Source organism: Vermiculatibacterium agrestimuris (assembly GCF_943193085.1).
Lineage (GTDB): Bacteria > Bacillota > Clostridia > Oscillospirales > Oscillospiraceae > Vermiculatibacterium > Vermiculatibacterium agrestimuris.
Genome location: NZ_CALPCU010000005.1, coordinates 1 through 13,325, shown reverse-complemented (window position 1 = coordinate 13,325; position 13,325 = coordinate 1). Strand labels below are relative to the sequence as shown.

The 13,325-nt window shown below is 62.2% G+C and carries 11 protein-coding genes and 5 tRNA genes; 6 read left to right on the top strand and 10 right to left on the bottom strand.

Annotated features, from left to right (window positions below):
* Positions 1-62: 62 nt before the first annotated feature.
* The 5 genes from NFR87_RS02605 to NFR87_RS02585 all read right to left on the bottom strand — a co-directional run bounded on the left by NFR87_RS02605 (position 63) and on the right by NFR87_RS02585 (position 755).
* A tRNA-Cys gene (locus tag NFR87_RS02605) sits at positions 63-136 on the bottom strand.
* Between the two features lie 117 nt (positions 137-253).
* A tRNA-Gly gene (locus tag NFR87_RS02600) sits at positions 254-329 on the bottom strand.
* Positions 330-520: 191 nt separating this feature from the next.
* Positions 521-596, bottom strand: a tRNA-Phe gene (locus NFR87_RS02595).
* A gap of 3 nt (positions 597-599) precedes the next feature.
* Positions 600-676: transfer RNA gene (locus tag NFR87_RS02590), tRNA-Asp, on the bottom strand.
* A gap of 3 nt (positions 677-679) precedes the next feature.
* Positions 680-755, bottom strand: a tRNA-Val gene (locus NFR87_RS02585).
* 178 nt (positions 756-933) lie between these two features.
* Between NFR87_RS02585 and NFR87_RS02580 the strand changes: the two genes are divergently transcribed.
* From NFR87_RS02580 to NFR87_RS02560, 5 genes are all read left to right on the top strand, one after another.
* The gene (locus NFR87_RS02580; RefSeq protein ID WP_251445926.1) at positions 934-1,245 is read left to right on the top strand and encodes a PadR family transcriptional regulator; all 312 of its coding nucleotides are present in this window, start codon (positions 934-936) and stop codon (positions 1,243-1,245) included.
* Positions 1,242-2,426: a DUF2812 domain-containing protein gene (locus NFR87_RS02575; protein WP_251445923.1), complete on the top strand. Its 1,185-nt coding sequence runs from the start codon at positions 1,242-1,244 to the stop codon at positions 2,424-2,426. The genes NFR87_RS02580 and NFR87_RS02575 overlap by 4 nt, the downstream gene beginning before the upstream one ends.
* Before the next feature lie 149 nt (positions 2,427-2,575).
* Positions 2,576-3,367 carry a sporulation initiation factor Spo0A C-terminal domain-containing protein gene (locus NFR87_RS02570; RefSeq protein ID WP_251445921.1) on the top strand — a complete coding sequence of 264 codons (792 nt, stop codon included), beginning with the start codon at positions 2,576-2,578 and terminating at the stop codon, positions 3,365-3,367.
* A gap of 954 nt (positions 3,368-4,321) precedes the next feature.
* Complete coding sequence (locus NFR87_RS02565; RefSeq protein WP_251445919.1) at positions 4,322-5,137, top strand: ATP-binding protein; 816 nt, start codon at positions 4,322-4,324, stop codon at positions 5,135-5,137.
* Positions 5,138-5,211: 74 nt separating this feature from the next.
* Positions 5,212-6,582, top strand: coding sequence for an alanine/glycine:cation symporter family protein (locus NFR87_RS02560; protein WP_251445917.1), 1,371 nt, complete (start codon positions 5,212-5,214; stop codon positions 6,580-6,582).
* Positions 6,583-6,653: 71 nt separating this feature from the next.
* Here NFR87_RS02560 and NFR87_RS02555 read toward each other — a convergent pair whose 3' ends face one another.
* From NFR87_RS02555 to csaB, 5 genes are all read right to left on the bottom strand, one after another.
* Entirely contained in the window at positions 6,654-7,310 is a 657-nt protein-coding gene (locus tag NFR87_RS02555) for an HAD family hydrolase (protein WP_251445915.1), read from the bottom strand.
* A gap of 27 nt (positions 7,311-7,337) precedes the next feature.
* Positions 7,338-8,273 (bottom strand): inorganic phosphate transporter, encoded by a 936-nt coding sequence (locus NFR87_RS02550; RefSeq protein WP_251445914.1) that lies wholly within the window; start codon positions 8,271-8,273, stop codon positions 7,338-7,340.
* A gap of 51 nt (positions 8,274-8,324) precedes the next feature.
* Positions 8,325-9,113, bottom strand: coding sequence for a MerR family transcriptional regulator (locus NFR87_RS02545; RefSeq protein ID WP_251445912.1), 789 nt, complete (start codon positions 9,111-9,113; stop codon positions 8,325-8,327).
* A gap of 158 nt (positions 9,114-9,271) precedes the next feature.
* Positions 9,272-10,357 carry a glycosyltransferase family protein gene (locus NFR87_RS02540; RefSeq protein ID WP_251445910.1) on the bottom strand — a complete coding sequence of 362 codons (1,086 nt, stop codon included), beginning with the start codon at positions 10,355-10,357 and terminating at the stop codon, positions 9,272-9,274.
* Positions 10,354-12,594, bottom strand: a complete 2,241-nt coding sequence (csaB, locus tag NFR87_RS02535) for a polysaccharide pyruvyl transferase CsaB (protein ID WP_251445908.1) — start codon at positions 12,592-12,594, stop codon at positions 10,354-10,356. Before csaB ends, NFR87_RS02540 begins: the two co-directional genes overlap by 4 nt.
* Positions 12,595-12,737: 143 nt before the next feature.
* Here csaB and NFR87_RS02530 point away from each other — a divergent pair, with 143 nt between their 5' ends.
* Positions 12,738-13,277 carry a DUF4330 family protein gene (locus NFR87_RS02530; protein ID WP_251445906.1) on the top strand — a complete coding sequence of 180 codons (540 nt, stop codon included), beginning with the start codon at positions 12,738-12,740 and terminating at the stop codon, positions 13,275-13,277.
* Positions 13,278-13,325 lie beyond the last annotated feature (48 nt).

Here is a 13,325-nt window from a genome sequence, read left to right as displayed (position 1 = left end):
GGAAACGGCCCGTTGACTGGATATAAAAAAACAAAGAACCCCATTGGGGTTCTTTGTTTTTTTGGAGGCGACGCCCAGACTCGAACTGGGGGTGGAGATTTTGCAGACCTCTGCCTTACCACTTGGCTACGTCGCCGCGTCAGAAGAACTTTGCTCCATTTCGCTTCCACCTGCGGTGAAAGCTTCATATCCGCAACGTTCTTCTTCCTTCTCCCAAAAAGCAAAAATGCTTTTTGGGGGCCCTGGGATCTTTTGGAGCGGGCAACGAGGCTCGAACTCGCTACCTCCACCTTGGCAAGGTGGCGCTCTACCAGATGAGCTATGCCCGCACGTCGTCGAAATAAGCTTCATATTCCTCGCTTCCCCGCAAGCGGAAAAGCTCGCTCATTTCGCTATTTCTCCTCTCCCCACCAAATCGCTTTGCGATTTGCCGGGGCCCCCATTGGGGAATACTCCATACTATGCAATACCTTTGAAAAGGATTCTCCCGGAATGTCCCCATTCCGGGAGAATTTCTTTCTGGTGCCTCCGACCGGAATCGAACCAGTGACACGAGGATTTTCAGTCCTCTGCTCTACCAACTGAGCTACAGAGGCAAATGGCGACGCGGATGGGACTTGAACCCACGACCTCCGGCGTGACAGGCCGGCGTTCTAACCAACTGAACTACCACGCCATTTGGTGGGAACAACAGGGCTCGAACCTGTGACATCACGCGTGTAAGGCGTGCGCTCTACCAGCTGAGCTATGCTCCCCTGCTGTTTTTTAGTTTAAGCGGCGAGGATTATTATACTAAAACCGCAGCCCGCTGTCAAGGAAAAATTCAACATTTGGGAATTTTTCTTGTGCTGCGCGCGCCCGCTCTTGACAGGGAAGAGAGACTGCGCTATAATATCGATAGTCGATATCGAAGGTCGATAAAGGAGGGGGGCTATGGGAAACCGGATCTGGGGCGCGTTGACGGAGCCCATGTTCTATGTGCTCATGTCCTTTTTGAAGCGGGACATGTGCGGCATCGAGATCGCCCAGTTCGTAGAGCGGCGCACCGGGGGCAGGGTGAAGCTGGGCCCTGGGACGCTCTACACTCTGCTGGCCCGGTTTTTGGAGGAGGGGCTCATCGAGGAGACTCTGGTAGAGGGCCGCAGGCGCACCTATCATCTGACGGACAAGGGCCGCGCGGCCTATGGCGAGGAGCTCTCCCGCCTGCGCTGCTGTGTGGCCGACGGAGAGGAGGAAGCCCAATGAGTAAACTGTGCTGGCGTGTGACCCCGGTCAACGGCTATGACATCCCCGCCCTGGAGCGGTGGCTGGAGGAGATGGCGGGGGAGGGACTGATCTTTTTTATGACCACGGGGCCGCTTACCGCATTTCAAAGGGAGGCGCCGGCAAGCCTGCGGATCCATCTGGAGCCGGCCCGGGGCTCCGTGTCGGAGGAGCCGCCGGAGCTGGCCGACCTCTACGCCCAGGCGGGCTGGCGGTACCTGGGCCCCTTCCGGGGCAGCTACTTCGTCTACGCCACCGGTGACCGGGAGGCCCGGGCCTATACCGACCCGGAGAGCATGGACTGGGCCCTGGGCCGGTTTTTCCGGCAGAAGCTCCTGGGCGGCCTGGGGCTGCTGGCGGCCAATGCGCTGCTGCTTGCCCTCTATTACAATATGGTGGGCGTTGCCTTTACCTACCTGCACGACGGCTATCCGGTGACCGCCTTTGCCCACTATCCCCTGGCTGCCCTCCTGCTGACGGTGTTGGGCCTTGCCTTGGTGGACTTGTCCTGGTTCCTTGGCCTCGGGCGGCTGCGCCGCTTCCGCCGCTCCATCGCGGCGGGCCAGACCCCGGAGTTAGGCCGTCGGGGCGGCTGGCTGCTGGCGGCGGGGGTGGTGGTGCTCATCCCCGTGGTCATCAACACCTGCCAGCTCTTCCTGGGCATGGATTACCGGGCCTACCCCGCGTCGGAGGCCCAACTGCTGACCATTGAGGAGATCGAGGGGGACGGCCTCCGGGCCACCGGAGACCGGATGTACAACATGGACTATGTCTCCCACGGCGGGACTTTGCTGGAGATGGAATACTGGTACTGGCGGCAGTACAGCTCTTTCCCCCACTATGAGGTGGAGGGGAACTATTGGGATCAGGTGCCCGTGGTGCAGTACAGCATCCGCCGTTTCCCCCTGACCGCCCTGGCTCAAGCCTATTGGGAGGAGCAGGGCCGCATCGGCTGGTACGGCTACGATCCGGTGGAGGGTCTCGTCCCGGACGCCGCCTTCGACGCCGTCTCCGCGAAGCGGGGAGAGAACGGCCGGGGCGTGCCGCAGACCACTCTGGTACTGCGCCGGGGCAGAACAGTAATGCGGGTGGAGTACCGGGGAGAGAAGGACTTGCTGGAATTCCAGGAGGAGCTGGCCGCCATGATGGCGGCGCTGGAGTAGCGCGAAATCAGTCGAAAAAGGGAGAAAAGTCCGGCGGAAGGGATCCGCCGGGCTTTTTTTGTCAAAAAAATTTGCATTTTGCGCAAATTATGATATACTTTCCAAAAGCACTGAAACGTGAAAATTTTAACAAGGAAGGAGCAGAAAAAATGGGAAAGGAACCTGTGATGAAGATCGTTATGATCGAAGACGACCTTATGGAGGTACAGCGGTTCGCGGAGTACTTCGATACGGTGGAGGACATAGAGCTGGTGGCGGCCGAGGACGGAGCCGCGGCAGGTCTGGCGGCGGTGGAGGTCAACGCCCCGGACGCGGTCATCCTGGATCTGGAGCTGAAGGAGGGCAACGGCGTACAGCTGCTGCCCAAGCTCAAGGCCCTGCCCTTCAACCCCTATGTGCTGGTGACCACCTGGACGACCGAACCGGTCACCCTTCGGGGCGTGCGCGCCAACGGCAGCGGACACATCCAGTCCAAGAACATGGTCGGCTATGCGGAGCGGGGCCCGGAGATGGTGGCCGACTTTCTCCGGGAGATGCGGCCCTTCTTCCTCGGAACGCCGGTGGAGCAGAAGGCCGCCGCTGATACGATCCTCGCCCCGGAGGCGCGCAGGCGCAAGAAGGTGGTGGAGGCCATGGGCCGCATCGGCATCACCCCGGGGACGTTTTCCCACAACTATCTGGTGGACTCCATCCTCATAGCCGCCAAGACGGAGGGGTGCATCGTGGATCTGGACAACGTGATCTATCCGGCGCTGATGGAGCAGTATCACGTGACCAGGATCAGCCTGGAGAAGGCCATGCGCACCAGGATCGAGTCCGCCTGGCGGCACACGGATCTGGAGACCCTCCAGCGGGAATTTACCCAGTATGTGAACCCGGAAAAGGGCAAGCCGGAGCTGAAGGAGTTCATCGGCTACTACGCCAACAAATTTTCCGATTAAAAGGGCGGTTTTCGTAAGACAAAATCCGACAGTAGGGAACACAGCGGTTTCAACATCTTTGGCGTTTTCATACCAGCAGTCGGACGAAAAGCGACGAAAAGCGACCAAATACATCCCCTTTGATTCGACATAGGAAGACCCTCCTCTCATGGTACCGTTACGACAAACGGTACAGAGAGGAGGGTTTCTTCATGCGCAAGCAGGGCGATTGGCTGGATGACCTGATTGATTTTGTTAAGGATCATTTTTGATCCTAACAGGGATTAAGAAGGGAGCACCAAAATGGTGCTCCCATTCTTTTTATTTTGTTATTGAAGATAATGCGGTATTATATTTGCGCTTATCAAGCAAAAAAGTGTTGAAAGGAAGCGAAAAATGATGAAAACCGCATTTATTATTGAGGAAATTGTCTTTGCAATTACTTGGACACAACTGTATCGAAAGATTTTCCCTAAATCAAAAATGAGCAAGTGTTGGTTCAGAAGGCTTCACATGGTTTTGATTGCCCTAATTTCGACTGTTGTGGGAATCGTAACAGGAAAACAGTTTCTGCCGCTTCTAAATGTATGTGTAAGCGGATGCCTAAATGGAATAGCATATAGACACATAAGTAGTCAGAATGTGGTAGAGGCTATACTTACGTACCTAATAACGAAAATGCTGTGGGGGAGTTCTGTTATAGTAGGCTTTGCTCTTTTAGCATCGGTTGGAATGCAGGAGTATAAGCTTTTTTGCGGAATATCTGTTTGTGTAATCCATATTTTTCTATGCTTTATGGTTATGCATTACATGAATCTTACGTTTTGGAAAATAACTACAAGCAAATATTACAAATGGATTGTAACAGCTTTTGGGATATTGTTTGTTATATCATACAGTGTTCTTTCCAACAATGGAATTGAATCCCGAAAAGAATTTGATACGTACACACTAATAGTGATTACCTTATTTGGTGTGATATTGCTTATATGGGCCAAGGGCACCTCGGAACAGCAGAAAATTGAGGAGGAGCAATCCAAGCGTATTGATGAGCTGGTGCGCCATGCCCACAAATATAAATCGGTCATCCCCGCCGTGAAACGGGAGCTGCGGATGATGCAGAGAACCCTGCTGCGGGAGCACCGCTGGGAAACGGCGGCAGAAGTGGGCTGCGCCATTGACGAGGTCTCTGAGCTGGAACGGGAGGTATCCGCTGACAGCGCGCGGGAACTGCTGGAGGCGCCCAACTTTTCCTCCACCGGCCTGCTCTTTCTGGACGGCCAGCTGCAGAGGGCGCGGGAGGACGCGGCGGAGCAGGGCATCGTTCTGGACTGCGTGGTGACCGCGCCCGTCACCGCTCTGGTGCAGCAGGGCGTTCTGAGTCAATTCCAGCTCCAGCAGATGGTGGGCGATCTGGTGAGCAACGCCTTTCGGGCCGTGAGCCTGCAGGAGGGAGAGGACAAGCGCGTCCTCCTCATCCTGGGCGAGACCCAGGACGGCTATCAGATCAAGATCTGTGATACGGGCCTTCCCTTTCCCCCGGAGATCCTCCGGGAGTTTGGCAAGCGCGGCCTTACCACCGGCGGAACGGGCCACGGCCTGGCCGACCTGCGGGAGATCATGGCGGCGTGCGGCGGCAGTATCCGGGTGGAGGAATATGAAGAAGGGGCCTTTACCAAGGCGATCTCGCTGGTCATGGACGGCCGCGCCACACTCTGCGTCCACTCCGCCCCGACGGGGATCGACTATGAGCGGAGCCTTGCCCGAACACCGGCAGGGGAGGGAGTCTGACACGGGGCTTTTGGGACAAAGGGGGTCTTTTCCGGCCGGGGGGCGCATACCTCTTTGAAGAGGGGGGTGCGGTCATGCTGGAACGGGTGGCAGATGGGCTTTGGCAGCCCTGGCTGCTGGGGCTTTTTTTGTTGGTTGGCTTTTTCTGTACGCTGAAAAGCGGGTTTTTCCAGCTCTTTTCTCTGAAGACCTGGCTGAAGGGTTCCGTGTTCGAGCTGGTGTTTGGGGGAAGAAGGCGGGTGCGCCGGAGCGGGGAGAAAACGGGGGGCTTGACCCAGTTTCAAGCCCTGGCCACCGCTTTGGCCTCCACCATCGGCACCGGCTCCATCGCCGGGGTGGCCACCGCCATTTTTTTCGGCGGGCCGGGGGCGGTATTCTGGATGTGGGTATCCGCCCTGCTGGGACTTATGACCAGTTTTGTGGAGAAGACCCTGGCGGTAAAGTACCGCCGCAGAGTCAGGGGCGGCGGCTGGGAGGGCGGCCCCATGGAGTACATGGAACGGCGGCTGGGCTGGCGCGTGGGGGCCAGGTGGTTTTCCCTGTGGTGCGTGCTGGCCTCCCTCACCGGCGGCGCTCTGGTGCAGTCCAACTCCATCTCCGCCGCCCTCCACGCCGGCTTCGGCCTGCCCCGGCTGGGGGTGGGCCTTGTGGTGGCGGTATGCACCGGGGCGGTGATCTTGGGCGGCATCGGCCGGGTGGGAAAGGTCAGCGAGCGGCTGGTGCCCGCTATGGCTCTGCTTTTCCTGGTGACAGGCGTGGGGGTCATCGCCGCCCACCGGGATATGGTGCTGCCCGCCCTGGGGCAGATCGTGGGCTGTGCCCTTTCGCCCAGAGCGGCGGTGGGCGGCGGCGCGGGCTATACCGTCTCCGCCGCCCTGCGCTACGGAGTGGCCCGGGGGGTGTTCACCAACGAGGCGGGCGTAGGCTCCTCCGCCATGGCCCACGCAGCCGCCGACGCGGAAAGCCCCGCCCAGGAGGGCTATTGGGGGATGTTCGAGGTCTTTTTCGCCACCCTGGTGGTCTGCTCGGTCACCGCCCTGGCCATCCTCACCTCCGGGGTCTACGATCCGGCGGGGGCGCTGGCGGCCATAGAGGGAGGGAGCGTGACGGGGGACATGACCGGCGCGCCCCTGGCCGGGGCGGCCTTCGCCACTCTATTTGGCCGTTGGGGGAACATTATCGTGGCTGTCTGCCTGCTCCTGTTCGCATTCACATCCCTGCTGGGGTGGGATTACTACGGCGAGCGGGGCCTGGCCCACCTGACAGGAGAGGAGAGCCTGGGCCGGCCCTTCCGGCTGGTGTTCCTGGTGACAGTGGCCCTGGGGAGCGTGGGAGAGGTGGGGCAGGTGTGGGCTCTGAGCGACATCTGCAACGGACTGATGGCGCTGCCGAACCTGCTGGCTGTTTTGGCATTGGCCGGAGAGGCGCTGGAGGAGCTGAAATAGAACACTGCCCCGGCGAATGCTTCGCCGGGGCAGTATTTTTGGTTCAGGGGAACAGACTTCGGCGGGCAGCGTCAGCCCTCCACAATGTCTGCCAGCTCCATGGGAGCGTTGATCAGCGTCTGTGCTCCGTGGGCCAGGAGGAAGGCCCTGTCCCGGAAGCCCCAGGTCACCGAGACGCAGGAGATGCCGGCGTTGCGGGCGGTGTCGATATCAGTGTCCGCGTCCCCCACATAGACCGTTTGAGCGGGAAGGGCGCCCAGGGCCTCCATGATCCGGAGCACCATGGCGGGGTGAGGCTTTTTGGGGACGCCCGCCGCCTCGTTCTCTCCGGCGGCGGCGTCCAAGGCGCCGGGGAAGAAGTCCTGGGCCAGGCTCTTCACCGCCGCGTCGAACTTGTTGGAGCACACCGCCAGCTTGCAGCCCTTTTTCCGCAGGGCCTCCAGCATCTCCATCACGCCGGGGTAGGGGGCGGTGGCGTCCATTCTGTGGGCCTGGTAGCGGGCCTTGAACAGCTCCAGGCACTGCTGCAGCTCCTGCTGGGTGCTCTGCGTGGGTGCGGCCCGGCGGATGAGGAGCTGTGCGCCGTTGCCCACGAAGGCGCGCACCTCCTCGGTGGTGCGGGTGGGCCAGCCCATTTGCGCCAGGGCGTAGTTGGTGGCCGCCGCCAGATCGTCCAGCGTGTTCAAAAGGGTGCCGTCCAGATCGAAGATCACGGTATCATAGCGCATATGAAAGCCTCCTTTGGCAGAGATATTCTACCACAAAAGGAGACACTTGACGAGAAAAAAGGCCAAAAAACCACAGGCGGGAAAGGTGAGCAGCCAGGCAAGGCCCAGGGAGCCCGCCACCTTTCCGTCGGGAGCGGCCCCGGCGCCAAGGATGGCGGCGGTTTTTGCGTGGGTGGTGGATACCGGAAAACCCCAGAGGGTGCACAGAGCCAGGGCGGCGGCGCAGCCGGCCTCGGCGGCGAAGCCGGCGCGGGGGTCCAGGGTCACCAGCTTCCGGCCCACGGTGTCGATGATCCGCCGGCCGCCAATGAGAGTGCCCAGCGCCATAAGGAGGGCGCAGGCCCGGCTGGCCCAGTGGGGGAGGGAGTACCCCCCGCAGTCCAGGGCGAGGATGAGGGCCATGACCCCCAGGAATTTCTGACCGTCCTGAGCCCCGTGGAGGAAGGCGGTCAGGGCGGCGCCCAAGATCTGGCCCCGGCGGTAGAGCGCCTCCCGGCAGTGGGGGAGCCGGGCGCGGAACAGACGGCCCAGCAGGAAGCCGAGGGCCAGAGAGAGTATAAGGCCCAGCCCCACCCAGGCCAGGGGGGCCAGGTGGAGCCGCTCCGTCCCCAAGGCCAGGGCGGAGCCTGTGAGGCCGGCGACCAGGGCGTGGCTCTCGCTGGTGGGGACGCCGAACCGCCAGGCGAACACCGCCCAGAGAACGGTGGCGGAGAGGGCGGCGGACAGGGCGGTGAGGGCCTGGGGCCCGAAGTCGGCGATAGAATAGAGCGTGCGGGCCACGGCGTCGCTGACCCGGGCGGTGCAGACCACCCCCAGAAGGTTGCACACCGCCGCCAGGGCCGCCGCCAGGGGAAAGGGGAGCACCCCTGCCGCCACGGGGGCGGCGATGGCGTTGGGGGCGTCTGTCCAGCCGTTGACCAGGATGACGGCGGCAAGCAGGAAAAGGATCGGATATGCAGACATGGAAACACCCCCTGCCGCATTTTACGGCAGGGGGTGCCCGGATATGTGGGCTTAAATTTTTTCGATAGGAAAAAGAACACCGGTCTCCAGCTGCTCCGGAGGCGTGGTGTCCGGGTCGTTGAGGTAGCGGTCGATGACAGGGCCGCAGATGCGGTAGTTCGGATGGTCGGCCATCCAGGCCGCCAGGGCCTCGTAGGCGCCGGGGAGGCCCTCATAGGGGCCCCTGTGGGTGACGGCGGCGCAGGCGGCATAGGGGGGCTTCACCGTGGTGCCGGGGCCGGACTCCACCACCGCCTGCACCTCCACATCGGCCCCCTCGTAGTCGAACTCCTCGCTGTGGTAGAGCATTTGGACGGCGCCGGTCTGCTTGAGCCCCCGCGCCTTCAGCTCCTGACGAAGCTCCTGGAACAGGTCGTGGAACTGGCTGACCGGGGTAATGCGGCGGATACCGAAAACGGTCTGCGCCGGGTCGGGCATGACGATCACATGGTACTTTTCTTCTGGCATGGGTCTTCCCTCCATTCGGAGGATGTCTGCCTCCAGCTCCCGCAGCCGCTCCTGCATCAGGTGGATCTCGTAGTGGGCGTCCAGACGGCGGCGGTGGAGGCGGGGCAGGAGCTCCTCGTCGGGCAGGGACAGGAGCTGCCCCACCTCGGAGAGGCGAAAGCCGTATTTCTGGAGCCGCTGGATGTTCAAAAGCAGGGTCAACTGTTCCTGGCGGTAGTAGCGGTAGCCGTTCTCCCCCACCTGATCGGGGCAGAGGAGACCCAGGGCGTCATAGTGCCGGAGCATCCGGGTGGATACCCGGCCCAGCCGGGAAAATTCGCCGATGGTGAGCATGGCATACCTCCTTTGATGTTGTGGAGAACCGGTTCCTGGGGTATGGTACACCCTGACACAGTGGGAAGGTCAAGAGGAAAGTGAAAAAAGTGGACGGCGGAGGGAAAGGGAACGCCGCCTTGGCCATGGGGCCGAGACGGCGGCGTTATTTTCTGAGATCAGCTGAATAGGCCGATGCTCTCCAAAATCCGGTTGACCTCGTTGGCCCGTTCGCTCCAGGCGGCGGCTTTGCCGTACTCCCGGCGGCGGTCGCGAACCCAGGGGCCCCGCTCCTCCAGAGCCCGGGTGCACAGTGCGGCAAACTCGGCAGGGGAATGGGCCCCGTAGATCACATCGGGAAAGTGCTCCACCTGGTCGGGGCGGAGCATGGCCACGATGGGCTTGCCCGAGGAGAGGTATTCAAAGAGGCGGGAGTGGAGGATGTCGCTTTGCAGCTCGCTGCGGCGCAGAGGGTAGAGACAGACCTGGAAGGCGTTGAGATAGTCGGGCAGGTCGACGGGATCGGCGGGGCCCGGCAAATAGACGTTGGGGAAGGCCGCCAGATCGGGGAGGGCGGCACAGCCCAGGTCGGCCCCCACAAGTACGATGGAGCAGTCCGGCCGGGCCTGGGCCAGGCGGATAAGGGGGGCCAGATCCAGGTCGGGCCACAGGGTGCCCACAAAGCCCAGGATGGGGCCGCGAAGCCCCGCCAGAGCGGCGGGACGGGAGAGACTCTCCTTGGCGAACATGGGATAATTGCACCCGAAGGGGAGCAGCGCCACATTCAGGTTCCAAAGCATGAGCCGGCGCATCAGGTCGGGGGAGGCGGCGAAGACCACATCGGCGGCGGCGGTGAGGTCGCCCTCCCAGGGGTCGGGGCACTCCCGCCAGTCCCGGTAGCAGTCATAGACCAGGCCCCGGTAGGAGATGTCCTCCAGGAACTGGGCTCCGTAGGGGCTGGCGCACCAGAGCACCGGGTCGCGAAAATGGTGCTTTTCCAGAACGGACTGGAGAAACCGGGCGGCGCGGGCGCGGGAGTACCGGTAGAGGATGCTGTTGGAGGGCTCGTCGGTGAGGGCGGTGGGCAGGGAATAGACGATCAGATTGGGGCGCACCCGGCGGCCGGCGCGGACGTGGTGGGCGCCCTTGGACGCCGGAGGCTCAAAGTAGAGGATCTGGGCGTCCTTCATGCGGGTCATGAGCTGCTGGGTGCGGGTGGGGGAGCTCTGCCAGGTCTCCCCGGCAATACATACGATCTGCCTCATCTCTCGCCGCCCTCCTCCATGCCCAGGAGCTTGCCGGCGGCGGCCTGGTTGCGGCGCTCGATCTGCCGCAGGCGGTCTACGCCCTGGGAGAGGAAGGCCTCGTCCCCGATGCGGGCCACGGCGGCGTCGATGTGGGCCTTCAGACCCTCCGGGGTGATGACGTCCAGGTCGGTGTAGAGATCCTGGCCGATATAGCTGAGGAAGGAGCTGATCTTGGGGTCGTAGACCACGCCCACCAGGGGCACACCCTGCCCGGCGGCGAAGACCAGGGCGTGAAGACGCATGGACACCACCACCTGCATCCGGGCGAACAGGCCGATGGAGTGGGAGGAGGAGCCGGTGTCGGGGAGGAGGTAGTAGGGGGCCTTCATCCGCCGGGCCACCTGCTGGGCGGCGCTGACATCCAGCCGCCGCTCGATGGGCAGGAACAGGGGGGTGAGGCCGTAGGCCTCATAGGCGTAGTCGGCGCACTGGGCCAGGACGTCCAGCTTGGCCTCAAAGCCGGGCCAGGGCCGCAGGGTGAAGCCGATATAGCGGCCGTTGGGATCCAGACCCGCGCTTTCCAGAATGCCGTCCACCGTGGCGCTCTCGGCGGCGGGGAGGATGACGGTGGGATCGGCGGAGAGGATGACCTCCGGGGCGGTAATGCCCATGGCTTCCAATTCGGTTTTGGAGTGGGTGTCCCGAAGGGTGATGACGTCCACCCGGCGCTGCAGGACTTTGGAGCAGAGCCTCCGGTTGGAAGGATACTGGATGGGCCCGATGCCGCAGCCGTACATCATCACCTTGTTGCCCAGGATCTTGGCCGCGGAGATGGTGAAGAGATAGAACCACAGGCTCCGGCGGCTGGTGGCGTCCTGCATGAGGGAGCCGCCGCCGTTGATGTAGAGCCGGGTCTTGCCCATGCGGGAGAGGAAGCGGGGAATGTTGAAGGTATAGATGGAGTTGACCCGGTAGGCCTGCCGGGTATCCTTGGGCTTGCGGGAGAGCACCCACACGGGAAGGTCGGGATCCAGCTGGCGCAGCTCCCGGACGATGGCCTCCAAAATGGCGTCGTCCCCGGCGTTTCCCCGGCCATAGGCGCCGCAGACCAGGGCTCCGTCACGCTCTCCCGTCTTGCGCGCCTTCCGGCGCAGGATGGTGCGGTAGATCTCCAGCTGCCGCTCCAGGGTGCTCTCCAGGGAGAACTGGGTGCGGCCCTTCTCATAGAGCCGGTGGCCCATGTGCTCCCGCAGGGCCTTGTCCTGCGCCAGGGTCACCAGGTGCCTGGCCAGGGCGCCGGCGTCTCCGGCCTCAAAGAGAAAGCCGTTGACCCCGTGGTCAATGAGATAGGGGATGCCGCCCACCCGGCTGGCCACGATGGGCAGTGAGGCCCGGGCCCCCTCGGTGACGGAATAGGGAAAGGTCTCGCTGAGGGAGGTGAGGGTGTTGATGTCCAAGGCGTTATAGAAGCTGTCGGTGTCGCTGACCCATCCGGCGAAGCAGACCGCGCCGGCCACGCCCAGGTCGGCGGAGAGCTTTTTGAGCAGCTCCATCTGCTCGCCGTCGCCGGCGATGAGCAGCCGCAGCTGAGGACAGGTCTGGTGGGCGGCGGCAAAGCCCCGCACCAGGGTGGGGATGTCCTTCACCGGGTTGAGCCGGGCGGCAATACCCACGATGACGCTGTCCGCGGGCCAGTCCACTCCAAGGCTTTGGAGGTACTCCTCCCGGGACAGGGCGGGGCGGCGGGGGGTGTAGTCGATGCCGTTATAGATGGTGAAGAGCTTGTCCGGGTCGAAGCCCCGGGAGATGAGCAGGTCGGTCATGGCGTCGGAGACGCCGATGCGGTAGTCCAGCTGCCGCAGGGCCACAGTGTTTACCAAGCCGTAGGTGATCCGGGCCAGGGGACGGCCCAGGTAGTCCAGCCGGTAGTCGGAGTGGACGGTGGACACCACGGGAAGACCGGTGGAGCGGCGCAGGAGGGAGCCCATCAGGTTGCCCCTGGCGCCGTGGCAGTGGATAAGCTCGTAGCCGCCCTCCCGGATAAAGGTCTTGAGCTGGCGGTAGACCCTGAGGATGTTCCGGCCGGGGAAGATCACGGTGCGGATGCCCAGCGCCTTTGCCTCCTGGGCGAAGGGGCCGTCCATAAAGCAGACCATGGTCACGTCGATGGTCTGGGAGAGGTTTTGGAGCAGCATATGGACATGGGTCTTGGCTCCGCCGGAGTCGCCTCCCGAGATGAGATGGATAACTTTCATGCTCTTCCTCCGAAAAAAGACTTGTAGACCACAGGGGGAATGTGGTAAAATACAGGCAACGTTCGTTTCCTATTGTACCACATGGGGAAAAATATACAACTGAAAAATCGACGGCCCCTGCCGCCGGTATGAGGAGAAAGAGTATGAAAAACGGGAAAATTTTCGGAAAGATCAATATTATCGACCTGCTGGTCGTTCTCATTGTGGCGGTCATCGCCGTGGCGGTGGCGCTGAAGATGACAGGCCGCCTGGGGTCGGCCAGGGTAGAGGTGGGCACCAACTTCACCTATACCGTCAAGGCGGAGAAGATCGAGCCGGAGGTCTACGAGAGCATCAAGGGCTATATCGAGGCGGCCCAGGCTGCCGGAAAGCCCGGCGACCAGCTCATGGCCAACGGGGAGCTTCTGCCGGGTTATATCACCAGTGTCACCGCGAATCCCCGGCCCACCTCGGCGGCGGTGGCCACCTCCAACGGCGTGGTGGCTGTGACCACCGGCCAGGACGATACCCTGGATCTGGTCTTTGAAGTCCAGGCTTACACGGGCAACAATATCAAGACCGACCTGGGCACCCAGGAGGTGCGGGTGGGCAAACAGCACATTATCAAGACCACCCATTTTGAGCTGCCCTACGGCACCATTCTCACCTGTGAATGGGCCAATGGTACCGGTGCGGATCATTAAAAGGAATATGACATCGGGAGGGGGGGGGGGGGGGGGGGGGGGGGGGGG